19 protein-coding genes are annotated in these 24,467 nt (G+C 58.1%); 9 read left to right on the top strand and 10 right to left on the bottom strand.

The features are described from left to right. The first annotated feature begins 278 nt into the window (after positions 1–278). The 4 genes from AWT75_RS18085 (at position 279) to tpx (ending at position 3,392) form a co-directional block, all read left to right on the top strand. Positions 279–1,181: a DMT family transporter gene (locus AWT75_RS18085; RefSeq protein WP_062790976.1), complete on the top strand. Its 903-nt coding sequence runs from the start codon at positions 279–281 to the stop codon at positions 1,179–1,181. 119 nt (positions 1,182–1,300) lie between these two features. Continuing rightward, a complete protein-coding gene (gene hisC / locus AWT75_RS18080; RefSeq protein ID WP_062790972.1) occupies positions 1,301–2,359 on the top strand; it encodes a histidinol-phosphate transaminase in 1,059 nt (352 codons plus the stop codon). A gap of 37 nt (positions 2,360–2,396) precedes the next feature. Continuing rightward, complete coding sequence (locus tag AWT75_RS18075; protein ID WP_062790970.1) at positions 2,397–2,786, top strand: carboxymuconolactone decarboxylase family protein; 390 nt, start codon at positions 2,397–2,399, stop codon at positions 2,784–2,786. Positions 2,787–2,894: 108 nt separating this feature from the next. Continuing rightward, a complete protein-coding gene (gene tpx, locus AWT75_RS18070) occupies positions 2,895–3,392 on the top strand; it encodes a thiol peroxidase (protein WP_062790974.1) in 498 nt (165 codons plus the stop codon). Positions 3,393–3,461: 69 nt separating this feature from the next. Here tpx and AWT75_RS18065 read toward each other — a convergent pair whose 3' ends face one another. The 9 genes from AWT75_RS18065 to AWT75_RS18030 all read right to left on the bottom strand — a co-directional run bounded on the left by AWT75_RS18065 (position 3,462) and on the right by AWT75_RS18030 (position 17,616). Next, the gene (locus AWT75_RS18065) at positions 3,462–5,051 is read right to left on the bottom strand and encodes a methyl-accepting chemotaxis protein (protein ID WP_062790968.1); all 1,590 of its coding nucleotides are present in this window, start codon (positions 5,049–5,051) and stop codon (positions 3,462–3,464) included. Positions 5,052–5,327: 276 nt separating this feature from the next. Beyond that, complete coding sequence (locus AWT75_RS18060; RefSeq protein ID WP_062790966.1) at positions 5,328–8,576, bottom strand: ImcF-related family protein; 3,249 nt, start codon at positions 8,574–8,576, stop codon at positions 5,328–5,330. 159 nt (positions 8,577–8,735) lie between these two features. Then, positions 8,736–9,224 carry a hypothetical protein gene (locus AWT75_RS21400; RefSeq protein ID WP_153013377.1) on the bottom strand — a complete coding sequence of 163 codons (489 nt, stop codon included), beginning with the start codon at positions 9,222–9,224 and terminating at the stop codon, positions 8,736–8,738. A gap of 715 nt (positions 9,225–9,939) precedes the next feature. Beyond that, positions 9,940–12,297, bottom strand: a complete 2,358-nt coding sequence (locus tag AWT75_RS18055; protein ID WP_153013376.1) for a M23 family metallopeptidase — start codon at positions 12,295–12,297, stop codon at positions 9,940–9,942. Between the two features lie 6 nt (positions 12,298–12,303). Then, entirely contained in the window at positions 12,304–14,595 is a 2,292-nt protein-coding gene (locus AWT75_RS18050; protein WP_062790962.1) for a type VI secretion system Vgr family protein, read from the bottom strand. Between the two features lie 20 nt (positions 14,596–14,615). Beyond that, entirely contained in the window at positions 14,616–14,909 is a 294-nt protein-coding gene (locus tag AWT75_RS18045; RefSeq protein WP_062790960.1) for a PAAR domain-containing protein, read from the bottom strand. After that, entirely contained in the window at positions 14,906–16,243 is a 1,338-nt protein-coding gene (locus tag AWT75_RS18040; protein WP_062790958.1) for a hypothetical protein, read from the bottom strand. Before AWT75_RS18040 ends, AWT75_RS18045 begins: the two co-directional genes overlap by 4 nt. A 308-nt stretch (positions 16,244–16,551) precedes the next feature. Then, on the bottom strand, positions 16,552–17,052 hold the full coding sequence (locus AWT75_RS18035) for a GNAT family N-acetyltransferase (RefSeq protein WP_045848945.1): 501 nt from the start codon (positions 17,050–17,052) through the stop codon (positions 16,552–16,554). A 21-nt stretch (positions 17,053–17,073) separates the two neighbouring features. Then, positions 17,074–17,616, bottom strand: a complete 543-nt coding sequence (locus AWT75_RS18030) for a gamma carbonic anhydrase family protein (RefSeq protein ID WP_062790956.1) — start codon at positions 17,614–17,616, stop codon at positions 17,074–17,076. A 135-nt stretch (positions 17,617–17,751) separates the two neighbouring features. Between AWT75_RS18030 and AWT75_RS18025 the strand changes: the two genes are divergently transcribed. Further along, entirely contained in the window at positions 17,752–19,788 is a 2,037-nt protein-coding gene (locus AWT75_RS18025) for a M3 family metallopeptidase (protein ID WP_062790954.1), read from the top strand. A gap of 316 nt (positions 19,789–20,104) precedes the next feature. Here the strand turns inward: AWT75_RS18025 and AWT75_RS21750 are convergent, their stop codons facing one another. Further along, positions 20,105–20,281 carry a hypothetical protein gene (locus tag AWT75_RS21750; RefSeq protein WP_156157109.1) on the bottom strand — a complete coding sequence of 59 codons (177 nt, stop codon included), beginning with the start codon at positions 20,279–20,281 and terminating at the stop codon, positions 20,105–20,107. Between the two features lie 368 nt (positions 20,282–20,649). Between AWT75_RS21750 and AWT75_RS18015 the strand changes: the two genes are divergently transcribed. From AWT75_RS18015 to AWT75_RS18000, 4 genes are all read left to right on the top strand, one after another. Next, positions 20,650–22,281 carry a phosphoethanolamine transferase gene (locus AWT75_RS18015; protein ID WP_062790950.1) on the top strand — a complete coding sequence of 544 codons (1,632 nt, stop codon included), beginning with the start codon at positions 20,650–20,652 and terminating at the stop codon, positions 22,279–22,281. A gap of 62 nt (positions 22,282–22,343) precedes the next feature. Further along, a complete protein-coding gene (gene xth, locus AWT75_RS18010) occupies positions 22,344–23,117 on the top strand; it encodes an exodeoxyribonuclease III (RefSeq protein ID WP_045848950.1) in 774 nt (257 codons plus the stop codon). Positions 23,118–23,349: 232 nt separating this feature from the next. Further along, positions 23,350–24,051: a rhodoquinone biosynthesis methyltransferase RquA gene (gene rquA / locus AWT75_RS18005; protein WP_062790948.1), complete on the top strand. Its 702-nt coding sequence runs from the start codon at positions 23,350–23,352 to the stop codon at positions 24,049–24,051. Positions 24,052–24,187: 136 nt separating this feature from the next. Beyond that, positions 24,188–24,467, top strand: a 280-nt coding sequence (locus AWT75_RS18000) for an acid-shock protein (protein ID WP_204377097.1), incomplete at its 3' end; no start/stop codon positions are given.

The following is a 24,467-nucleotide window of genomic DNA, read 5'->3' as shown; positions in this document are numbered from 1 at the left end:
TTCGACGTTAGCGAATGGCGAGTTCGGTGGCGCCTTGCCCGGCGCGGATACGGCGGAAATACGCGCAACCCGGGGTCGCCTAGGGGTGCAGGGGAGCTGGCGACGCAGCTCCCCTGCCTGCACGGCGGGTAGCCCCGCCATGAAAACAGTTCCGCGTAGCGGGCAGAGGAAGTGAGAAGACGCAATCCTCATCCCGGTCTGCTCGCCAGCGTGAGTGCATGCATGTTGCGCCGCAAAACAGTTGCCAGCCTTCCGCCCGGCATGGCATGGTTGAAACCATGAGCTCACCGCGTTCTTCCCATACTGCCGCTTACTGTCTGCTTACCCTGGCTGCCCTGTTCTGGGCTGGCAACTTCGTCTTGGGCCGTGCCGTCCATGCCAGCATTCCACCGCTGACCCTGGCTTTTGGCCGCTGGCTGATTGCGCTGGCCGTGCTGCTGCCTGTCGGCCTCAAGCCCATGCTGGCGCAGCGCCCGCTGTGGCAGCCGCACTGGCGACGCATCATCCTGCTGGCCTTGCTGGGCATTGCCAGTTTCAATTCGCTGGTTTACCTGGGTTTGCAATCCACCAGCGCCACCAATGGCGTGCTGCTCAATTCCTTCATTCCCATCCTGATCGTGCTGCTGGGGGCGCTGTTTTTCCACCTGCCGCTCAATCGTCGCCAGTTGGCTGCGGTGTTGCTGTCTTTTGCCGGGGTGTTGCTGCTGGTGGCGCATGGCGAACCGGCACGCTTGCTGACGCTGGATATCAACCATGGCGATGCGCTGGTGTTTACCGCCATGCTGGCCTGGGCCGTGTATACCCTGTTGTTGCGTGGCCTGCCCGCCGGGCTGGACCGGCTGGGCTTGCTCACCCTGCTGGTGGCCATCGGCCTGCTGGCCATCCTGCCGCTGTTTTTGCTGGAATATGCCCAGGGACGGCGGGCGGTGCTGAATGTCACCACGCTGGCCAGTTTTGCCTATGTCGGCACCCTGCCTTCGGTACTGGCTTATCATTTTTACAATCAGGGCGTGGCGCGGGTTGGTGCGGCGCGGGCCGGCAGTTTCATTCATCTGATGCCGGCTTTTGGTGCCTTGTTGTCCATGCTGTTGCTGGGTGAGGCTATCCATGGCTATCACCTGCTGGGGATTGCTGCCATTCTGGGCGGCGTGTTGCTGTCGGCGCGCAGCGCAGGACGTTAACAGCCGCTGACAAAATGCTGCTGCGTCGGCGCGCCTTGCATCAGGGGCGCGATGCTATTTTGTTAGCCGCTCTCAATGAACTACAGGCTGCGCTGGGCGCGGCCGGGAAAGGTTGAATCATGAGTCGTTTCTGGAGTCCGGTGGTGCATCAGCTCACCCCCTATGTGCCGGGCGAGCAGCCCAAGCTGGATACGCTGATCAAGCTCAATACCAATGAAAATCCCTACGGGCCATCGCCCAGGGTGTTGGAGGCCATCCGTGCCGCCACCGATGACAGCCTGCGCCTGTACCCGGACCCGAGCGGCGACAAGCTGAAGGATGCGATTGCCGGCTACCACGGTGTCAGCCGCCCGCAGGTGTTCGTGGGTAACAGCTCGGACGAGGTGCTGGGCATTGTGTTTCAGGCCCTGCTCAAGCACGAACAGCCTTTGCTGATGCCGGACATCAGCTATGGTTTTTATCCGGTGTATTGCGGCCTGTTCGGCATTCAGGCGCAACAGGTTCCGCTGGATGACAGCCTGTCCATCCGGGTGGAGGACTACCGCCAGCCCTGCGGCGGAGTGATTCTGGCCAATCCGAATGCGCCCACGGGCCGGCTGCTGCCGCTGTCTGCCATCCGCCAGCTGCTGGATGACCATCCCGACCAGGTGGTGGTGATCGACGAAGCCTATGTCGATTTTGGTGGTGAAACTGCCATCGCGCTGGTGAATGACTATCCCAATCTGCTGGTGGTGCACACCCTGTCCAAATCGCGCTCGCTGGCCGGGCTGCGTGTGGGCTATGCGGTGGGTGATGCCACGCTGATCGAGGCGCTGGAGCGGGTGAAAAACAGCTTCAACGCCTATCCGCTGGACCGGCTGGCGCTGGCCGGGGCGGTGGCGTCGTTCGAAGACGACGACTACTTCCGCCACACCTGCCAGGCGGTGATGTGCACGCGGGAACAACTGACAGCGCAATTGCAGGCACTGGGCTTTGAAGTATTGCCCTCGGCGGCCAATTTCGTGTTTGCCCGCCACCCGCAGCACGATGCCGCCATGCTGGCCACCGGCTTGCGCCAGCAGGCGGTGATCGTGCGCCATTTCACTGCGCCGCGTATCAACCAGTACCTGCGCATCAGCATCGGTACCGATGCCGAATGCGCACGGCTGGTGCAAGTGCTGGGCAGTTTGCTGTCCTGAGACGGCAGGCCGATTTCAACCTCGGAAAGGAAGCGACATGAGCGAGCAAGACCGCGCCGCCGGCAAGGCCCGCCGCACCCAGGTGATGGGTGAGGCCTTTGTCGAACGGGCGATGAGCAATCTGGATGGCTTTTCCGCCCCCTTGCAGGACTGGCTGAACGAACACGCCTGGGGCAGCACCTGGCAGCGCGAGGGGCTGGACCTGAAAACCCGCAGCCTGATCACTTGCGCCATGCTGGCGGTGCTGGGCCGCAGCACCGAGCTGAAAGGCCATGTGCGCGGTGCCATCAACAACGGTGCCAGCCTGGTGGAAATCCGCGAGGTACTGTTGCACAGCGCGGTGTACGGCGGCGCCCCGGCGGCCGTGGAAGCATTTCGCAGTGCGCGTGAAGTGCTGAACGAGCTGGGACTCAAGCTGGAAGAATAGGCTGACTGGCGGCAGGGTTGATTTTCTGCCGCCAGGCCCCACACTGAGTGCATCTCCACCCCGGCGGCCGGTCGCAGCATTGGCCGCCTTTGCCTGAAGGAAATGAAGATGGCATCTGTAACCCTGCGCGGTAACCCGGTTGAAGTGGCAGGCACCCTGCCGGTCAAGGGCGACAAGGCTCCGGCCCTGACTCTGACCAATGGTGATCTGGCTGACGTGACCCTGGCCGACTTTGCCGGCAAGAAGAAAATCGTCAACATCTTCCCCAGCGTGGATACCCCGACTTGCGCCACTTCGGTACGCAAGTTCAACGAAAAAGCCGCTGGCAAGGCCGACACCGTGGTGCTGTGCGTTTCTGCCGACCTGCCGTTTGCACAAAAGCGTTTCTGCGGCGCCGAAGGCATCGAAAACGTGGTGAACCTGTCCACCTTCCGCAATGCCGACTTCCTGCAAGCCTGGGGCGTGAAGCTGGCTTCCGGTCCGCTGGCTGGCCTGACTGCCCGCGCCGTGGTGGTGCTGGATGCCGACAACACCGTGCTGTACAGCGAGCTGGTGGCCGAAATCGGCAACGAACCCAACTACGACGCCGCGCTGGCTGTGCTGTAAGCAGCTTGTTCCGCAGTAGTAAAAGCAAAACGCAGCCCGCAGTGGCTGCCGTTTTTGCATGGAGCAATATCATGGCTGGGGTTGCAGCCGGAACCAGCTGAGCGCCTGGTGCAGTACCCCGGCAGACTCCGCCAGTTGGTGCATGACCGGGTGGGCATTGCGCATTTGTTCGTCGATGCTGCTGGCCAGGTGGGCCAGTTCAAAACCGTGTTGGCGAATGCTGTTGCCGGCCTCGCTCTGTTGCTGGCGCACCTGGCTGATCTGCCCCATCAGCTGGTCCAGCTCGGCCAGTGACTGGTCCACGCCGGACAGGGCAGTGTCCAGTGCCTGCTGGGCATGCTGGTTGTCATGGCTGGCCTTGCCGGCGGTATCAATGGCGTCGCCCAGCGACTGCTTTACCGTTTCCACCTGCGACAGGCAGTCAAAAATGCGCGAGGTGGCGCTGGCGGTGCGCTCGGACAGCTTGCGTACCTCATCCGCCACCACGGCAAAACCCCGGCCCTGCTCGCCGGCACGGGCAGCTTCAATTGCTGCATTGAGCGCCAGCAGATTGGTCTGGTCGGCTACATCGCGAATCAGGGTGCTGATCTGGGCGATATCGCCAATCGACTGGTTCAGCTGTTGCATTTCCTGCATGGCGGAATCAATGCGAGCGGCCAGGTCCTGCATGGCAGAGGCATTGGCACTGCACAACTGGCGGGCATGCTCGGTGCGTTGCAGCGCCTGTTGCGATCCGCCTTCGGCCTGGGCAATGAATTGCGCCACGCTCTCGGCCTGGCTGGCAATTTGTGCTGCTGCCTCGTTGCTCAGATTGGCCTTGCCGCTTTGCAAGCGGCTGGCATCGGCGGCCTGGCTGGTGATTAGCTGCAATTGCTGGCTGTCGCGTTGATTACGGCTGGCGTGCTGATGCACATTGCTCAACAGCTCGCCCAGTCGTTCCAGAAAGCGGTTGATGCGTGCGGCCATTTGCGCCAGTTCATCCTGCCCCTGTTCCGGCAAGCGGGCAGCCAGATTGCCTTCACTCAGTGCATCCACGGCACGTCCCATGGCGGCCATCTGCATTTTCAAGCGCCGTGCCAGTGCCAGCTGAATCAGCACCACTGCCACACTGGCCAGCAGCAAAGGCCCCAGAATGATGATGGCCAGCTGTTGCAGCATGGCATGCATGGCTGCTTCTTCTGCGGCCTGATCCTTGCCGGCCAGCACCAGTTGTTGGTCTAGCAGTGCCACCAGCGGCACCAGGCTTTGCTGATAGGCCTGTTCCGGAATCGACAGCGCATCTTGTGGCGCGGTTTCGGCAATGGTCAGCGCGCTTTCCAGATTCTTGGCGTATTGCTGCCACAGCATATTGCTTTGCTGTGCAAACTTTTCCGCACTGTCCGCAGGCAAGGCCGCGGCAATGCGGCTGCCCAGTTGCTTGACCTGCTGCTTGACCTGTTGCAGATGCTTGGCCGTTTCCGGCTGCAAGGGGTCGGCACGGGACAGGCTGAGCACGCTGGCCTTGAACTGGTAAAGATTGGCCGACAGTTGCTGATGCTGGCTGTAGTCATCCACATGCCGGGTGAGGGAGAACAATTGCTGACTGGTAACGGCCAGCACAATCAGCAGGCTGGCCACGGTAAACAGGATGGTCAGCCATAAACGCTTGATAAGAGACATGATTGCAGCTTCTGCACAATGGATGCTGCGCAGTGTAGACCCTGAGAATGACAGTTCCATGACATGACTTAATGCCAAATGCTTAGAATTGCCTGTGAAATGGCTACATCATTTACAAGCAGGTCTTGGCAATCCGGGCCGGACATCATGCAACAGGGCCTTTGTCACCACCATGCGCCAGAGGCAGGAACCGGCAACCGGGCAGGGCATACAGCAAGCCGCTGCGCGCTCAGCCCTGTCGTATTGCTGTGGCCAGTTCATTGCATCTTCATTGCATCAGCGTGTGGCGCTGATGTTTTCCTTGGCGGCAGTGGAGGTCGCGGGCAAGGCAAACACCCGTGACGGCAGCTTGAACTGCAACAGCTTGAGCAAGGCCAGCGGCCCCTCGCCAGCAGTGGTGCGCAGGATATAACGTGCGGTCAAGCCATCAGGCAGGGCAAAGTCCAGTTGAAAACGGGCTTTGTCCAGTTGTACGACCCTGGCTTTTTCCAGCAAGCGGACGAAGGCCCAGCGGCCGCTGAATTCCAGCGTTTGCCGTGTGCCGGTAGCCAGCGACAGCCACTGTAAATAAGTGCCACCGGGCTGCCCTGTCTGCGGCCAATGCATGGCTACCCAGGCCTCGTGCTGGTTGAAGTACTTCAATGCCTGGCCATCAATCATCAGCGTGGTTTCGGCCAGGCCCGGCATGGCAACCGGGCGCAGCTCAAACTGGTAAGCGGCATCGCCTTCGGCATACAGCAGGCTGGACAGGCGGCTCAGTGCATTCACCGCATTGAGGAAGTCGGCATCGAAAGGTGCGGCATTCTGTAAGGTGGGGCTGGGCAGCCATTGATCGCCTTCCTGCACCAGCGCTCCGGCCAGTGTACTGCCCAGAAAGCGGGCAATCGCGCCTTGTTCCGGGGCCAGAAAGCCGGTCAGCACCGGAATGGAGCTGTCGTTATCGCTTGCATTGAAGGGAAAGCGTCCGGCCAGCTGACTACCCCAGGGCAGGTAGATGCTACGGCGCCACAAATCATTGATGTCAAAGGCTGCAGGCAGTATCACTACCTGATTGGCACTATCCAGCGGGCTGACAAACAGCTGCTGCGCAAAACCGGCCCATTCTGCCCCCAGGCTGGCCGCCAGCATGGCCGCGTACTCCTGGCCATGGGCCAGCGCATTCTGTTCGCCCTTGAATAGCGCTTGAGCCAGCTGGCGGGAAGCGGCATCGGGGTTGGGCGAGGAGGCCAGCTGTTGCAGCTTCAGCCGCACCGAGGTGACGGATTCCAGATAGCGCGCCAGGCTGATTGTCTGGCTGGCTTGTGCATCATCCGGCGCAGTCAGCCGCAACAAGGGCCCAAAGGCACGAGCCAGCGGGGCGGAAGGCTGTGTCTGCTGCATGGCCGCCTTGTCACCGGACTTGCCCACCAGTGCGCGGGTTTTGTCCAGCAAGTCACTGGCCAGGGACTTTTCCGCCATGCCAGCCTGCCCCTGATACTGGATCATGCTCATCAAGGCCAGCAGCGGCGAGCGTTGCGGGTCGGCATAAGTGCTCAATTGCTCCACCGTGCTGGACAGACTGTTGGCAGATTGCCAGCGCAGCCCGTTCAGCCAGTGTTGCCAGGCGGCGGCGTAGTCATTGAAATAACGTTGCTGCAAGCGGGTTTTCAGCAGGCTGCCTTCACTGCGTGCAGCTTCTGCCCCCATCACCCATAGCGCTTCGCCGCCCTGTTTCGGGTCGGCATTTTCGATGGCCGTGCGGACATGGCCATCCCATGCTTCGCGGGTATAGGCACCGGGCAGGGTGCCGGGCAGAAGGAACAGGCCACGGTTATCCACCCCCGGCAGCAGGCTACTGGCGGTGCGGGCCGGATATTTGTCAGCCGCCTGTTGCAGGATGGACTGGTAAATCGTTTCGTCGCCATGCTCCACGCCATTGAGGCCAAGCAAGGTCTGCCGGGCAGCGGATACCACGGCAGGGCTGGCCGCCAGCTTCCATTCCGGGTGTGCCGCCAGATGCTGCGCATAAAACCGCATGATGTCTGCTTGCGGCTGGCCGTCGGATCCACTGCGCAGGCGTAGTTGATCCGACAGGAATACCGCCTGCGTGCGGGACGGTGTGTCCAGCATCAAATAGGCTTTCAGACTGTCAAACCCCACCTTGCTGGCCAGCGCAATCGCCTCGCCACCGCCGGACAGCGGCAGCTTGTTCAGCTCAAGCAAAACGCGCTGGATATCCTGTTGCGCAGGCGTAATCACCCACTGCCGGGCAGCCTTGCCGTAAGCGGAAAACAGCGGTGCCTGCACCCTGTCATTCAGGTTCAGGCCAAAGCGCGACAGCAGGGGAATACCGGCGTTGGCTTGCTGTGACAGCTGCTGCAATAACTGTTGGGTGCTCAGCAAGGCTGGCAAGGCCTGCCTGATGGTGCGGGCGGCATTCAGCTGGGCGATGCGGGCCTTGGCATCCACCACCAAGGTGTGATTGCGCACGGCGGACACCCCCACCGCCACCGCCAGCAGCAGGGACAGGGCACACACAAGCCAGCCGATGAGGTCGGTCAGCGTAAGTTGATGCCTGCGCGGTGCACATTGCACACAATCTTCCACCACATGGCCCGCAATATGCGATAAGTCAGCACTGGCAATCCACGCCAGGCGAATGATGTGCTGCCCGTCTGGCAGGTGGCGGCTGATCTGCGTCAGGGATTCGGCCAGATCATCAATCACGCCGGGCTGATCCAGCGCAGCGGAAAAGGCCAGCGTGGCAGAGCCCTTATGCGCCAGCAAGGCTGCCTGTCCGTCAATGGCGCTCTGCCAGACCAGCTGGCGCAAGTCGGCCCGCGTTTGTGCCGCATCGCCGGGTTGGGTCAGCACGCAGGAAATGCCCTGCTCCGGTACCGTCCAGCCAGTGAGGGCAAGGCAGACCGGCAGCCGCCACTGACAGCGTGCATTCAAATCCAGCAGCTGTTGCAGCTGCATACTCCCGGTTTTTGGCAATGTGTCCGCCACCAGGGTGACGGCATCCAACGGCACACGCCAACGGCCACGCAAACGGGCGAGGCGCTTTGCTGGCTGTTCCGGGGTGATGTGCAGCAGCAAGGCATCCGGGCTATCCAGCCAGAGCGGTGCCGGGGTCTGGTCGACATCCGCCAGGCTGGACACTACCTTCTCCGGCAATAGCGTTGCCACCCATGGCTTGATGCTGCGCCATTTGCCGGGGTACTGATGGCGCATGTATTGCAGAACGGAATCCAGGCCCTCCGACCTGCCATCCATAGTGGTGTTGGCACGGTGAAAGCGAGGCACCGACAACGCAGCAGGCCCCCGGATCAGCAGCAGTAACCAGACAAATACCGCCAGGGTTGGCAGTAACACGGCCCAGAAGAAAAGACTGGTTTGCAACAAGAAGCCATCCGTCGGCCCCTGAAACAGCGTTTTGCCATACAACCAGACCAGCAACAGCGCCAGTGCTCCAATTGCAAACAGGATGAGGGGTATCCAGTAAACGCGGCGCGGGGTAGGGGAAGAGCTTGGCAGGCTGGTCATGGCGATGGCCTCTCACGTTTGGCAATGCAATTCAAAGGACATTCACGCTTACACACGGTCAGCGCTGGCGGAGTTATTGCAAATCAATATGTGGTTTGAGTGACTACTGGCCGGCCTATGCGCCCTGCCTTTGTCGTTACTGGTGGAAAACGCTGGGTGTTATTTGCTTTCATCACCATCCAGTAAATCTGATTTGGACCAGTCGCACAGACTGGCAGGTGGGCTAGCCTTGGCTGCACCATAATCAGGGAAGAAGAAATATTCCTTGGGCCCCTTTCTATGGACATAGTTAAAAACAGATAGGCCATCACCATGCAAGTAAAATGAATAAAAACCGGTCTTTTTTTTGTTAATTATTTCTGTGTATACATAGCGATAGTTTTTAAATTTCCCTCCCTTTACTGTAATGTCTTTATGGTTGGAATATTTCAAGCGAATTTTAGCCCCATTGTTGTATTGCACATAAACATCGCGGCGTGGGCCCTGCGGCAGGATTAGGCTGATAAAAATAGGCTTTTTATCTCCCATGGCAGAAAAGCAGTAGGTGTTAGTTCTATTAATTCTGTTTTCTGAAGTGGCTGCTGGTACGGATGCATGCGCCGTGGTCGCAATAAGGGCGCTTGCTAGGCCGGTGATTTTTCTTAACATGACAGTCCTTAGTAAATAAATTGCACAAATCAAAACAAATACTTCACGCGGTCACGTTTAATGATTTATTCAATAAGCTAGGTTTTCCCCGTTTGCATGCGGTGCAGTAGCAAAATGAAAGACAGCTGTGTTGGTTGATTTTCTTTGATATGGATGTCTTTTTTGTGTTTATATTTTTATATAACATATTTAGTTATTTTCTTCTTCTGATAGTCGATCTGATTTGGACCAGTCGCATGCAACGTAAGGTATTTTTGAGTCGTCCGCGCCTGAGTCGAATCTGAGAAAATACGATTGATTTTTTTTCTTGGGACGATATTCGAGCATTGGCGAGTCTCCTCTATACCAAGTGTAAGTGTAGTATCCAGTCATTTTATTGTTCATCATTTCGGCATAAGTGTGTGACTGACTATCATTGTTTGATCCTGTCATGTCTATATATTCAGGGTATAGATATCTAAGGTGAATGATAGGGCCGTTATTGTGTTGTACAAAGCCGCCTAGGCGCCTGTCATTAAAGAGGCCTAGGGTAATAAATATGAACTCATTCTTTTCTCGTGATGAATAGCAGTCTGGGCGAATTTTATCTATTTCTGCGGTTGGATTTTCCCGGCTATTAGCTGAGAAGCTCGCTAGCGCAACAAAAAAGCATGTTAGGTGTGTAATTATTTTCATATGCATATCCTTTAAATTGGTTATGATGTTTATGTAATGTCTAAGGTCTTTGCAAAATATAAGGTAAAGTTAGTGTATGTGTGGTGGGGATAAATTTTTCTTTTTCATTATCATTAATTTTTTCTCTCTTGCTATTTCTGCGCCAGATAAAGGTGATGTTTACACTGTCTTTGGGTGGGATGGCATCATGCAAAATCCATTTGCAATACTCCAAAGTTTGTAATCGTCGCTCAAGCCCGTTGATCTGATGATTGTTATAGTCGCCATTAATCCCTTTGCTGACCCCAATGCTGTCATTAATTGTGCAGCCCGGATCGCACAGGGCGTGCATGCTGGTAAATTTTTTAAATATTTTACTAATCCAATAAAAGCCACTGCTATCGATGCAGCCAAATATATTATTGATGGATGGAGGTTTTTTATTTTTTGGGCTGGGCGCTCCTGGCTTTGCAATCAGATTGTCCGGGTTCCAGCCTAATTTCGCATACACGCCAAGCTGTACATTTTTGGCGGATGGTATTCCTCGGAATTTGCCATATTCCTCATAGGCCTTGAAGTGAGTGAGTTGAATAATGCCGCGTCCCCAATAAGGCTCGTATTCTGCGCTTGGATCATGTGGCTCGGCTAAAAATGCCAGATAACTTGTTTCTGGAATGGTCTGGGAAATAAAATGGGCTAATCTGCCTTTGCTATGTAATATTCCATATTTGTTAAAGCCTTGGCATAGTGCCTTTGTCCAGGTTTTGGACGTGGAGAATGCTGCTTCCCAACTCTTGGATTCGGTTTTGAATTGTGTGCCGTGAAGGTATTTGAGCGTTCTTGGCAGTAATTGCGCAAATTCAAACTCCGACAGCCAATTACATTTCCTGAAATGCAGGATGAACTCCCTGGGGTTGAAGAACCAGACATCCTCCGTTATCGCGCCCTGGTAAAATGCCTTGCTGACATTGTCTACTGTAGGTAGACAAGCACTGGGGAATTTATTGTTGTTGTCGACGAATCGCTGCCAGAAGCAGGCTTTGTCCAGGTCGTCCATTAATTTCTGGAATTTGCTATTGTCTAGTGGTATGGGGTTGAGCGGGGATGCCACTTTGCGCCATTGTTGGCGCACTGCCTTCTTTGCTTTGTCCCATTCGCTGGGAATTTTGCAAATCATCTTTGATAGTTTGCTACTGACAGCCGGGTCAGTTAATGCCCGTTGTAATGCGGCTACGTTTTTCTCGCTGCCCGCTGGATACAGTAGTGAATGAATGATTTTGCTATCACACAGGCCGTTATCAACCGGATCATCATCGATGAGGGTCCAGTCTGCCCAGTCCGGGAAATCGCCATCACTAAATACGGTAATGGGCTTTGCGCCCTGGGCGGGTGCGGCATTGAGATTGACCCAGGCCAGGCCCTGTGGTGTGTCAATCTGATGCCAGTGTGGAATGTCATGGCCAATTTTCTGGGTGTTGACCTCATCAATGATGCGGCCAAATTTCAGCATTTCATAAATTGCGCTGGGGGCGATTTTTTTATACTGTTCGCCTATCTTGACTGCTCGGTTATAGAGCTTGTATTCGTATGCCTGGTAGAATTTGTTGTCTTTAGCGCGCTGTGGGATGCTGATGTATTGATTGTCTTTTAATAACTTGCTGCTTATCGTGACTTCTCCCTTTTCAAATTTGATGGTGACGTATAAATCTGTCGTACTCAGTGTCGGATTTTTGAGGGTGGATGCGCTGTAATCTGGCGCTGTCGCCTGGAAATATAAGGGAGTGCCTGCCGGGATGTAGTAGTGGGTATCGCCGTAAACAATGTTTTTCCGGCCGGATTTGGCGAGGTTCAGCTTGCCGCTGCTGCGACCGGTGATTTTCTTTACATTTGCGCCGCTGCAAAAAATTTCAAAATGGATGCCGCTATTGTCTGCCACGTTACCGACATGGCCAATCAGGTCTTTTCTATAGACGGGGCTGCCCTTGGCGTAGGCTGTCTTGATTGCTTCATTGATGACTTGCAGGTGTTGATAGCAGGAGTAATACACAATGCAGCCTTCTGCCTCGCTGCCAATCTGGGTTTCATGCCTGATGATCACCACTCCGCTGGAGTTGGCGTGCTCGCTGAGGTCTGTCCCTTTGTCCTCGGCGTAATACATGACGGCACCGTCGGCGATCGCCCATACGGCGTTGTTGTCCCCCGATCCGACAAAGCCGGTAATGTGCAGGCCGGGGTGCCATTGGCCGGATTTCCCTACTGGAAATCCCCCCCTGTCGCGATTGGGCATCATGCTTTCCAGCCATGCCCTATCTTCTTTTTGGGTGGTGGTTTGTGCTTGTGCTGGTTTTAGTAGTACCGGTGGTCCGATTAACATGTTTATTCCTTGTTCGGATTGAATGATGAGCTGGCGAATAATCAATACCCTTCATTCCGAGTAGTTCTGATCAAGGCTTAATTCGGTTTTGGGGAATGCGCTGACTGGATTAGCCAGCCCCGCCTTTCCCTCATTACTCAGCGTGCCGTGCAGCTTGATATCCCCAAACACTTCAACCCCCTTGGCGCTGATGCGGATGCCATGGCCGCCGGCTGCCAGTTCGATGCTGTCGTGCCCGGCCACGCTGATGTGCTGGTTGCTGTTCAGCCTCAGTGCTTTGGCTGACGACACCGCCAGCGGGCCGCCTTGTGCCTGGATGTCTACGCTGCCCTGGTTGGCATACAGACGTGCGCCGCCGCTGCGGGCAAACAGGCTGATGGCGCCGTTGGCATTACTGCGGATGTCGCCCAGGGCGGCTTGGCTGATGTGCTGCCCGGCGGTGACGGCGTAGGTGCTGCCTGCTGATTGCTGGATGGTGTGCGGGGTGGTGAGGCCGATGCCGGCCGGGGCGCTGATCAGGATGCCGGCCTGTGCCAGCTGTTTGAGCGATTGTTGCAGCAGGTCGACCTGGGCCTGGACATCCGGCGGCAGAGCTCTGGCGGTGGTGGCGGCATCGGCCAGGGCCTTGGCCAGCCGGTTGGCCTGTTCCAGCTGGTGCAGCGCTGCGGCCATGTCCAGTTGCGGGGTAGCGGCGACGGATTTGCCTTCGGCACTGATGAGCAGGCCTTTGCCGGCGCGGATGGCACCCCAGTGGTCGGTACGCAGTTCAAACCCTTCGCCGCGTGGCGCGCGGGCGGCATCCACCAGGTGGCCGATATTCAGCTGGCTTTTGCCGTATTCGCTGGCCAGCTTGATGTGTTCCTTGCCCTGCAAATCCTCCATGCGCAGCTTGTTGTTGGCCTTGGTGCGGATGACATTGCGGCTGTGCCATTGGCTGGTGATGTGGTCTGGCCGCTCGTTGTCATGGGTGATGGCGGCGATGTAGGGTGCATCCGGGTCGCCATCGCTGAAGGCGAGGTGGACGATGGTGCCGGCGTGGATGGGCATGTGAAAACCGAATTGCCGTCCGGCAAACGGTTTGGCCAGCCGCACCGCGCGCGAGTCGCCGCCTGGGCTCCAGTTGTCCAGGTCGAACAGGAAGCGCACGCGGTAGCGGCCATGCTCGTCGATGAAGGGGTAGTGATAGCTGTTATTGCCCGGGCTCACCACCATGGCGGGCAGGGTGCCGTGAATGCGCGGTTTGGCAAGCAGGGCGGGCCGCCAGACGCGATCCGCCGGAATGGCGTGAAAGCTGTTCTGGTAGGCGCTGTCGCGGCTGCCGTGGTGGCTGACGCGGCTGATCAGCCAGCCGTGCGGGGCGTCGGCAAAAGCCTGCGTCAGTTTCAGCACGGCACCGGGTTGCAGCCAGCTGACATTGCTGTCGCCACTGGCCATGCATTGCCGGCTGACCGACAGCTGGTGACGGATCTGCGCCAGCCGGGTGGATTCCTCGTCATCGCGATTGTCATCGCCCCAGTCGTAGTCCTCGCCATGCGCGGCGGGCACCTCCCCGGCAAACCCGGCACGGCCATCGGGCAGTGGACTGGCGGCCATGTCGTTGAAGTTGCGCCGCCGCGTAGTGTGCAGCATAGGACGGTGCCGGATGTTGAAGGCGGTGACCGCCTCGGTGCCGACACTTTCCAGCCCGGCCTGCTCGCGCAGGGCGACCGGGTGCAGATGATTGCGGCTGTAGTGCTCCAGATCGTTGCCAAACAGGATGACATCCTTGCCGTCGCTGGACTGGCTGAACTGGAAGAAGATGCCGGCCTGCGCGGCCAGGCGGGAGAGAAAAGCCAGATCGGTTTCGCGGAACTGGGTGAGATGCGCGTACACCGCTTGTGCGCCGGTCAGGGTGAAACGGAAATCGCTGCCCTCCAGCCCATGCTGGCGCAGCAAGGCTTCCATCACCTGCGCCACTGTCATGTTCTGGAACAGGCGGGTGGTGCGACTGTCCTGCAGCAAGGCCAGGCGCGGGCCGATGTCGAAGGTGTACAGCGTTTCTTCCCGGCTGCTGCGGCCACGCTGCGCCTGACGCACCACCCCGTGCCAGCTGCGCTGTCCTGCCTGCGCGTCCAGTAGTGGCGGGATGCCGGGAATGCGCAGCGGCGGTGCGGTGGATTGCGGGGTGAGGGTGAAGGTAACCGGCTGGCCGATCAGGCGGGCCAGGGGGAGGTCGGTGTCTGGCAGGGTGACGGCCACGCTGAGGTGGTAAGGGCTGTCCAGTGCTTCTTCAAGCTGAAAGGAATGCACGGACGGTGCGAGCTGGAAACGGGAGGGGAAGGTGAGCTGGTAGGGGTTACGCATGGGCTGGGGCCTGGGGTGGGTCAGATGGTGACCTGCCATTCCTGGCAGTCGTGAATGAGGCGTGGATGAACAGGGCAGCGGCACAGCACCAGATCATTGTTGAGTGCCAGGGTTTTGCCCTTGATATTGTTTTGCCCCAGCGAGCCGCGCGTGCCGGCCATGGCGATGACACCGATGCTGTTGCAAACGTCACAACGCACCCTGGCTCCGATGAAGGACACCGGAATGCCACGCAATGTCGGTCCATCAACCATGCCTTCCACGACTTCGCCGCGGCCGGTAATACGGCAGCCCTGGCGGATGACAAATCTCATGTGCTGGCTCCTGTTGTGCCTGCTTCGGGCGGCAGAGCAATCCCTGCCCAGTGCTGGTTTTCCTGCCGGGCGTGCCAGCCAACCGCTTGCTGCCTTAGCATCGCGGCTTCCAGTGCCATTGCCGCCATGATCCAGCAGCCCAACGCACCGGGATTCCCCCAGTAAGGCTCATGCTCCACGGCGTCGATTTGCCAGCCTGCTGCGGACAGTTCTTCCGGGCTGTTACGGTTCAGGCTGAAAAAGGAGGTGGGTGGACTGGTCAGTGCAGCATTGCGCTGTGCCAAAGCAAGATGTTCGGGTGCGCGGAACAGCACCGGTCGGGACAGGCTGGCACCTGCACCGGTATGGCTTGCCAGCATGGCAAAGGCGGCTTCGGCAGCGGGTGGGCCATGGCTTGCCCCGAAGCTGGCCGCAGGCGTGACGATGCCTGCCAGCAGGTGATAGCCGCTGTGTTGCCGGGCATGGAGTGCATCAATCACCTGATCGATGTCATCCGGGCTGTGCAAGCGCTGAGGCTGGGACGTCAGCAAGATGCCCTGTTCGCTGGCATGCCGCCGAAAGCGTAACCACGCGTCTTCGCTGCCATGCCAGGAAACCGCGACTGATGTGTGCCACACCGCTGGCGGCCAATCGGCCATCATGGCAGCCAGTTTGGCGGGGAGGTATTGGTCAGCGGGAAGGGGTTGTTCCTGTTCTTCTTCCCCGAATGGCATGCCGGATGCTGTTGCATCGTCCGCTAGCAGGATGTCGATTTCTTCGCCGGTTTCATCATCGGCAACTACCTCGTCGTCAGCCGCATAAGCCTGCCATCTGGTGGCGTCTTTATCCTGCTGGCCATCTTCTGCTTCGGTGGTGGATTCCGGCTCTGCCAGATAGGGCGGTGCCGCGGATTCAAACTGCGGTACTGCTAACAGATTGCAGAAAGGCACCGGTTTTTCTCTTTGTTGCCGGAGCAGAACCTGGCGATCCCCCGCGTGGATGCAGGCCGGGCCCAGCAAGGCGATATGCGGGATATAAAGCCGTGCTTTGCGGCGCTGTTCTTCCTGGTGATACGCGGCAAGATGCAAGGCATTGCGGTGATCCACAACCCAGCCTGCCAGCAGCCAGCCGCTGTAGCGCAACAGTGTCCAGAAGCAGGAAAGCATGAAGCCGGGCGCGGCAGCCTTGAGCCAGAAGCCGGTCAGCGGAGCGTCCTTGGTGCTGTTGACTGCGGTGGTATAGAAGCTGATCAGCGTCGAGAGGATGGTGCAGGCAACAATCAACATGACATAGCGCGGCCAGCGGGGTTTGCCCGGTTTGGCCTCTTGCCGTAGTTGATTTTCGGATGCCTGCATGCCGTGGTGACCCGTCGCTTGGGACTATGGATCGGGCATTAAACTGTGTGACATTTGCATCAGCAATGTCCACTCAGCCAGTTTTGACGGTCAGCCTTGTCTAAAGAATGGTTGGACTGCGTCGGGAGTAGCGCAATGGCCGTGCGCCCTTGCAAGGCGGGAAGGGGGTGTCGGTGGACAAGTTCAAGTTGTTACCGCCAGCTGGCAAGAATCTATTCCCCCGTCGCCGGGATGATGCTTGATCAGACAAGCGGAGCAGGTGGAGATTAAAGAGGGGAAATGCCCACCCGGCTGGCAGGCCATGGCGATCAGCGGCTGCTCAGTAATACGCAGGGCTGGCCATCAAGTTCGAATTGCGCATCCACCACCATGCCCAGCCGTGTGTGGGCTTTGAGCGATGCCTGGTTGTCGGCATGTATGAACAGCACGGCCTGCTGGCCGGGCAGCTGCTGCTGTAGCTGCTGCCACATGGCGCTCAGCAAGCCCTGGCCGCGTGCCCGTGGGGCAAGGCAAACCGGGCCATAGAAATAGAACGGCCCGGCACCACGATGCAGCCTGGCCATCTGCACTGCCACCGGGCTGTCCTGATGCCGGCTGCTACTGGTAAACACTACGCCCAGCAGGCCGGCAGCGTCTTCCGCCAGCACTATCGGCATGCCATCGGCCAAGGCCTGTGTCAGCCAGTGGCTGATTTTTTCCAGCGGGAAATCGCCATGCAGACTACCGCCCTGGCTGCTGCTTTCGGGCAACATCAGCGCGGCAATGGCTGCTGCGTCACTCTCTTTGGCATTACGCAACCGTGGCGGCATGGCTTTATCTCCTGCGGGAATTCATTCCAGATTCGGTTTGTGCTTGTTGGCTACGCGAATGTAGTGCTCGGCGGAATACTTGAAGTAGGCCAACTCCTGTTCGGTCAGCTTGCGGGCCTGTTTTACCGGATTGCCCAGGTACAGATAACCCGACGCCAGCCGCTTGCCCGGTGGCACCAGGCTACCGGCGCCAATCAGCACCCGGTCTTCGATGATGGCGCGGTCCAGAATGATACTGCCAATGCCTACCAGCACTTCATCGCCAATGGTACAGCCGTGCAGGGTGACGTGATGGCCGATGGTGACATGCTTGCCGATGTTTAGCGGTGCGCCGACAGGGTCGCTATCGCGCTTGTGGGTGACGTGCAGCATGGCAAAGTCCTGGATATTGCTGCCTTCACCGATATGAATGGCGTTGACATCACCGCGGATCACGGCAAAGGGCCACACCGAGGCATTCTCCGCCAGCGTGACATCGCCAATCACCACGGCTGCAGGGTCGATATAGCAGGAGTCGGCAATCTGCGGCGTGCTGCCATCGTAGGGGCGGATATTGCGATTCATCAGAACGTCCTCATCTAACAGGTTCGAGATTCCCTATCATATAGCAATGGCGGTAGCCTGTTGGCCTGCTACCGTCTATTCCGATACCGGCACCGTTCCCCGCCAGCGGCTGCCATTTGCCACAGAAAGTGAACAATGAGCCTGAATCCGCTCCTCGACTTTACCGGACTGCCACGTTTTGCCGAGATTCGTCCGGAACACATCAGCCCGGCCATCGCGCAATTGCTGAGCGAGGCCCGTCACACCGTGGCGCAGCTGACCGCCCATGTGGATAGCCCGAACTGGGAGAATTTTGTCGACCCGCTTACCGACGCCACCGAACGCCTGTCGCGTGCCTGGGGCGTGGTGGGGCATCTGAATGCGGTGGTGAATACCCCGGAACTGCGTGATGCCTACAATGCCAATATCGCGCCGATTTCCGAATTCTGGACCGAACTGGGACAGAACCTGGCCTTGCTCGGCCAGTTCAAGGCCATTGAGGCCAGCCCGGACTATGCTGGCTACAATGCCGCACGGCAGAAGATCATCCAGAATGATCTGCGCGATTTCCGCCTGTCCGGTGCCGAGCTGCCGGAAGCACAGCGCCAGCGCTATGCCGCCATCCAGAGCCGTCTGGCCGAGTTGTCCGCCCGTTTCGAACAGAACGTGATGGACGCTACCGACGCCTTCAGCCTGTATCTGGAAGACGCCAGCGAGCTGGATGGCGTGCCGGAAGACGCGCTGGCCCTGTTTGCCGCTGCCGCTCAGGCTGATGAAAAAACCGGTTACAAGATCACCCTGCAGTTCCCGTTTTACTTCCCGGTAATGCAGTACGCGCACAACCGCGCGCTGCGCCAGAAGCTGTACGACGCCTATGTGAAGCGCGCGTCGGAGTTCGGCCTGCCCGAGCACGACAATACCGAAATCATCCGCGAAAAATTGCAGCTCACCCGTGAAGAAGCCCAACTGCTGGGTTTTGCCAATTATGCCGAGCTGTCCTTGTTCACCAAGATGGCGGAAAGCCCGGCGCAAGTCATTGCTTTCCTGCGCGACCTGGCGGCCCGTGCCAAGCCTTTTGCACTGAAAGACCGTGCCGAGCTGGAAGCCTTTGCCAGCAAGGAGCTGGGCCTCTCCGACCTGCAAGCCTGGGATATTGCTTACGCTGCCGAAAAACTGCGCGTGGCACGCTATGCCTTCTCCGAACAGGAAGTGAAACAGTACTTCCCGGAAAGCAAGGTGTTGCCTGGCCTGTTCGGGGTGGTCAACACCCTGTATGGGGTGCAGGTGCGCGAGAGCAGCGCTCCGGTATGGCATGACGATGTGCGCTTCTACGACATCATCAAGGATGGCCAGCTGGTAGGCAGCTTCTACTTCGATCTGTACTCGCGCGAAGGCAAGCGCCCCGGTGCCTGGATGGATGACGCCCGTGGCCGTCGCAAGAAGGGCGACACCATGCAAACCCCGGTGGCTTACCTCACCTGCAATTTCACCCGCCCGGTTGGTGACAAGCCGGCGCTGTTCACCCACGACGAAGTAATCACCCTGTTCCACGAGTTTGGTCACGGCCTGCACCACATGCTGACGCAGGTAGAGGAGCTGGGTGTTTCCGGCATCAATGGCGTGGAATGGGATGCGGTGGAGCTGCCCAGCCAGTTCATGGAAAACTTCTGCTGGGAATGGGAGGTGTTGCAAGGCATGACCGCCCATGCCGAAACCGGCGAAACCCTGCCGCGTGCGCTGTTCGACAAGATGCTGGCCGCCAAGAACTTCCAGAGCGGCATGATGACGGTGCGTCAGCTGGAGTTTTCCTTGTTCGACATGCTGCTGTACACCGATTTTGATGCCAGCACCGGCGACTGGCTGGCGCTGCTCGATACCGTCCGTCAGGAAGTGGCGGTGAACTTCCCGCCGTCTTACAACCGCTTCCCCAACAGCTTCAGCCATATCTTTGCCGGTGGGTATTCGGCAGGCTATTACAGCTACAAGTGGGCGGAAGTGCTGTCGGCAGATGCCTATGCGGCTTTCGAAGAGGCAGGTGGTGCCAATGCTGCCACCGGGAAGCGCTTCTGGGATGAGATTCTCGCCGTTGGTGGCAGCCGTTCGGCGCTGGAATCCTTCCGTGCCTTCCGTGGCCGTGACCCGCAGATTGACGCGCTGTTGCGCCATTCCGGCATGGTGGAAGAAGCCGCCTGACGCGCTGACAAATATTTGCACGGGGGAGGGAACTCCCCTGATTTGCGCTGGCTCTAATCTTTGCTCAACGGGTTATCTCCAAGAGCAGCAAGCGAGCCAGACGCTTATCCCTGCCCCCAAGGACATCGATATTGTGTCTTTTCCTGCCCCCAATCCCCCTTGGGGGTATTTTTTTGGCTGTCGCAAGCGCAAATGAAAACACCGCCTGATGGCGGTGTTGTCTGGTGCTTTCAGTGAGATGACGTCTCCGGGATTCTTGCCGATGGTGGCTGGCACGGCGTGCTGCCATCAAACGGGAATCGCCATTTCACTAAAATCAGTTGCCGGGGCCGTTTTCCGTCTTCTCCGTCTGGCCGAGGCGATGGCGCTGGGCAAAGCCCGGAGTGCGCAGGGTAAAGGCATCGCTGAAAGGGCGCAGGGTAGAGCGGTGAGGATTCTTGGTCGGGCAGAGGGGATGTTGCTGGGAATGCAGGGGTTTGGATTGTCTGGACAATTTGTTTCTCCGGTGATGAACACAGGACCATTCTAGCTGCGCTGCCGTGCAATGACAAATTTGATCAAATATCTGTTGTTTATTTGCCAGATCAACCATTTGATAAACAAGGTTAAACCGGCGGCAGCAAGGGGGCTGAGCGTCCCCGGCAAGCGGCTGACAAGCAGTGAACCGCGTATCGCCATCCTGTTGCGAAGTTAATCGGGTAAGATGGCGTCGATTTTTCAAACACGCATGCAGCGGCGCAGTCCGGCCGCACTGCTTGCATGGCCTGCTTGTCGTCGCCGCATGAGTGACATTGTGCGTGCCATGCTGTTTATGTGCCGTGGAGCACGCTCTGCGTGCATGCCTTCCTAGTTGATGGGGACATGATGATCTTCAACCGTTCCATCCGGCCAGAGCGCCTCACCTTGCTGGTGTCGCTGGGGCTGGTGCTGTTTTACAACCTGCCATTCTGGCGCGAGATGTTGCGCATTGTCGGCCCGCTGGATGGCCATGGCATCAAACTGCTGCTGGAATCCTTCCTGCTGGTGACGGCGTTTTACAACCTCGTGCTGTCGCTATTCAACTGGCCTTATATCGGCAAGCCGCTGATTGCCCTGTTATTGCTGACGACTTCGTTCATTACCTATTTCATGAACCAGTATGGGGTGATGATTGATGTGCATATGGTGCAGAACGCGGTACAGACCGATCACAAGGAAGTGCGCGATCTGCTGACCATGAAAATGGCGCTGTTTGTCGTGCTGCTGGGCCTGCTGCCCAGCTGGTGGCTGTTTACGCGCCATATCCAGTGGCGCTCCCCGTTGCGTGAGGGCGGGGTGAGGCTGCTGACCCTGCTGGTATCGGCGGCGGTGCTGGTGGGCATTGCCTTTGCGGCGTATCAGGATTTTGCGTCCTTGTTCCGCAATAACCGTCAGCTGCGCCATTACCTGACGCCCTTCAACTATATCCAGGCCACCAACGGTTATATCCAGGACCACTACAATAGCGGTCCCATTGTGGTCAGCCCGCTGGGTGAAGATGCCAAACGCGATGCCAGCTGGCAGCAGCACAAGCGCAAGACCGTGTTTGTACTGGTGGTGGGGGAAACCGCCCGTGCCGATCATTTTTCACTCAATGGCTACCCGCGCAACACCAATCCGAAACTGTCGGCGCAGCCGGGTTTGATCAACCTGCCCAATGTGCATTCCTGCGGTACCGAAACGGCTGTCTCGGTACCCTGCATGTTCTCCGATATCGGGCGTGACAATTACAGCGGGGACAAGGCAGCGCGTCAGGAAAACGTGCTGGATGTGCTCAAGCGCGCCGGTTATAACGTGATCTGGCGGGATAACCAGTCCGGCTGCAAGGATGTGTGCAACCGGGTGACGCTGGAAGATGTCACCACCAGCAAGGACGACAAGCTGTGCAGTACTGGCGAGTGCTGGGATGAAATCTTGCTACAGAACCTGCAGCAGAAGATTGACCAGTCCGACCGCGACATCGTGCTGGTGCTGCACCAGATGGGCAGCCATGGTCCGGCCTATTACAAGCGTTACCCGCCGGCCATGGAGCAGTTCAAGCCGGTATGCCAGACCAGCGAGCTGTCACGCTGCCCGCGCGAGCAGATCGTCAACGGCTTTGACAACACCATCCTGTATACCGACACGGTGCTGTCCGGCCTGATAGATTTCCTGCGTGCCAACCAGCAGCGCTATAACACCGGCATGCTTTACATGTCCGACCATGGCGAATCGCTGGGCGAAAACGGCATGTATCTGCACGGTACGCCGTATCTGCTGGCACCGGAGGCGCAAAAGCATATTGGTGCGATGATGTGGTTCTCCGACAGCTTCCAGCAGGAAGTCGGGCTGAACCAGCGCTGTCTGGAAGGTCGCAAGGCTGAGCCGTATTCCCACGACAACCTGTTCCACTCGCTGCTGGGTGTGCTGGGCGTGCACACCAGTGTTTATAACAAGCAACTGGACATGTTTGCGCCTTGCCGGCAGTCGTCGTGATTTCTGATTCAGATGCAGCCGCCGCTACGAGCGGCTGCCCTAAGTAAACGAGAACTGAAGATATGCAATTAGCCACCTGGAACGTCAACTCACTCAAGGTCCGTCTGCCTCAGGTGCTGGAATGGCTTGCGCAAAGCCCGGTAGACGTGCTGTGCCTGCAGGAATTGAAAATGGATCAGGATGTATTCCCGCTGGCCGAGATCGAGGCCGCCGGCTATCGTGCCGCCTGGTTCGGCCAGAAAACCTATAACGGTGTGGCCATTCTGGTACGCGCGCCCTTGCAGCTGGACGATGTGGTGCAAGGTATTCCCGGCTATGACGACCCGCAACGCCGGGTGATTGCTGCCACGGTAAACGGCGTGCGCGTGATTTGTGGCTACTTCGTCAATGGCGAGGCGGTTGATTCGCCGAAGTACCCGTACAAGCTGGAATGGCTGGGCAAACTGCATGACTACGTGGCCGATGAGCTGACGCGTCATCCACAACTGGCGCTGCTGGGCGACTACAATATCGCCCCGGAAGACCGCGATGTGTACGACCCGGAAAGCTGGCACGAGCAAGTACTGTGCAGCACGCCGGAGCGCGCGGCGTTCCGTGGCCTGATCAGCCTGGGCCTGGCCGACAGCTTCCGCCTGTTCAACCAGGAGGACAAGCAGTACAGCTGGTGGGATTACCGTGCCATGATGTTCCGCCGCAACAAGGGCGTGCGTATCGACCACATCCTGATTACTCCGGCCCTGCAGGCGCGGGCGGTGGAGTGCGTCATCGACAAGGCGCCGCGCAAATGGGAACGCCCGTCCGACCATACGCCCGTGGTGCTCACGCTGGCAGATTAACCGTATCCCGAGCCGATGACTGACAGACCCCTCTTGCTTACCGGATGGAAAGTGAAAGGGGTTGATGAGCAGATGGGATCGCTGCGGAATCAGTCACTTGCTTGAACGGCCCGAAAGGGCCGTTTTGCATTTCAGTACTTGGCGGATGAAGGCAAAGCTTGGTTTAGCTCAAATGAAAGCATATTAGCATTTGCTAAAATTTCTTGCCAAATAGCTAATCCGAGGTGCCATCATGAGCCGCAACCACCCACCGCTTCCGTGCAACCCCTACTACGAAGGGGTGCCGGACTACATGACCGAAGTCTACGACTGGGCCTATGTCAATCCGCGCCGCGCTGCGCTGCTCGACCGTAACCTGGTCGTCAGCACGCTGCTGTTTCTCAATGACCAGCGCCTGATGCAGCGCTACTTGCAGCAAATCCGCCCCGGCATGCGGGTGTGGCAGGTGGCGCATGTCTATGGCGATCTGGTACAGAAAGCCGCGGCCAAGGTGCGCAAGCATGGCGAATTCATTCTGACCGATATCACTCCGGTGCAGGTTGAACATGGTGTGCGCAAGCTCGCCTGCTACCCGCAGGCACGCGTAGAGCGGGCCGATGCCGCCAGCTACCGGCTGGAACAACCGGCAGACCTGATCTGCAGCTTCTTTTTACTGCATGAAGTGCCGGACGATCTCAAGCACCGCATTGTCGACAACATGCTTTCCCAGCTGCCAGCTGGCGGCAAGGCCGTGTTTGTCGACTATCACAAGCCCGCACCCTGGCAGCCCATCGGCTGGTTGCTCAAGTGGGTTAACCGCGTGCTGGAACCCTTTGCCGAGGCGCTGTGGCGCAATGAAATTTCCAGTTATGCCAGTCAGGCCGAAGATTTTGACTGGCACAAGGAGACGCTGTTTGGTGGCGTGTATCAGGTACTGACCGTCACGCGGCGCTAATCCTGTACGTAGCGTTACATGACCTTACATAGCACTCACAGACGGCCAGATTGGGCAGGGCTAGGATACGACTCATGGAAACACCACTGCGGTGTCTCGGAAAGAACACTCCCCACTTGATATTGGAGAACGCAACATGAAAAAACTGACCCTGCTCGTTTTGTCTGCCGCCTTCGGTCTGAGCTCCGCTGCTGGTTTCGCCGCCACCAACGCTTCCGCTCCGGCTGCTGCTTCCGCACCGAAAGCCAAAGCTGCCAAGATTCACCACGCCAAGAAAGGCGTGAAGAAGGTAGAAGCTTCCGCTCAGAAAGCCCAGGCTGCTGATGCTTCCGCACCGGCTAAAAAGGCTGCCAAAAAGCATCACGCCAAAAAGCACGCTGCCAAGAAAGTAGACGCTTCCGCTCAGAAAGCCCAGG

Origin of the sequence: Aquitalea pelogenes, from assembly GCF_001515305.1 — a bacterium.
GTDB lineage: Bacteria > Pseudomonadota > Gammaproteobacteria > Burkholderiales > Chromobacteriaceae > Aquitalea > Aquitalea pelogenes.
The sequence above is the reverse complement of the archived record's forward strand: the minus strand, read 5'-3'. Positions and strand labels throughout refer to the sequence as shown.

Bases quoted from the DNA above. Each gene is read 5' to 3' on its own strand.
- AWT75_RS18035 (WP_045848945.1), bottom strand. From the start codon at position 17,052: ATGCCGCCACGGTTGCGTAATGCCAAAGAGAGTGACGCAGCAGCCATT.
- xth (WP_045848950.1), top strand. From the start codon at position 22,344: ATGCAATTAGCCACCTGGAACGTCAACTCACTCAAGGTCCGTCTGCCT.
- AWT75_RS18015 (WP_062790950.1), top strand. From the start codon at position 20,650: ATGATGATCTTCAACCGTTCCATCCGGCCAGAGCGCCTCACCTTGCTG.
- AWT75_RS18025 (WP_062790954.1), top strand. From the start codon at position 17,752: ATGAGCCTGAATCCGCTCCTCGACTTTACCGGACTGCCACGTTTTGCC.
- AWT75_RS18040 (WP_062790958.1), bottom strand. From the start codon at position 16,243: ATGCAGGCATCCGAAAATCAACTACGGCAAGAGGCCAAACCGGGCAAA.
- AWT75_RS18085 (WP_062790976.1), top strand. From the start codon at position 279: ATGAGCTCACCGCGTTCTTCCCATACTGCCGCTTACTGTCTGCTTACC.
- AWT75_RS18065 (WP_062790968.1), bottom strand. From the start codon at position 5,051: ATGTCTCTTATCAAGCGTTTATGGCTGACCATCCTGTTTACCGTGGCC.
- tpx (WP_062790974.1), top strand. From the start codon at position 2,895: ATGGCATCTGTAACCCTGCGCGGTAACCCGGTTGAAGTGGCAGGCACC.
- AWT75_RS21400 (WP_153013377.1), bottom strand. From the start codon at position 9,224: ATGTTAAGAAAAATCACCGGCCTAGCAAGCGCCCTTATTGCGACCACG.
- hisC (WP_062790972.1), top strand. From the start codon at position 1,301: ATGAGTCGTTTCTGGAGTCCGGTGGTGCATCAGCTCACCCCCTATGTG.
- AWT75_RS18060 (WP_062790966.1), bottom strand. From the start codon at position 8,576: ATGACCAGCCTGCCAAGCTCTTCCCCTACCCCGCGCCGCGTTTACTGG.
- AWT75_RS18050 (WP_062790962.1), bottom strand. From the start codon at position 14,595: ATGCGTAACCCCTACCAGCTCACCTTCCCCTCCCGTTTCCAGCTCGCA.
- AWT75_RS18045 (WP_062790960.1), bottom strand. From the start codon at position 14,909: ATGAGATTTGTCATCCGCCAGGGCTGCCGTATTACCGGCCGCGGCGAA.
- AWT75_RS18030 (WP_062790956.1), bottom strand. From the start codon at position 17,616: ATGAATCGCAATATCCGCCCCTACGATGGCAGCACGCCGCAGATTGCC.
- rquA (WP_062790948.1), top strand. From the start codon at position 23,350: ATGAGCCGCAACCACCCACCGCTTCCGTGCAACCCCTACTACGAAGGG.
- AWT75_RS18075 (WP_062790970.1), top strand. From the start codon at position 2,397: ATGAGCGAGCAAGACCGCGCCGCCGGCAAGGCCCGCCGCACCCAGGTG.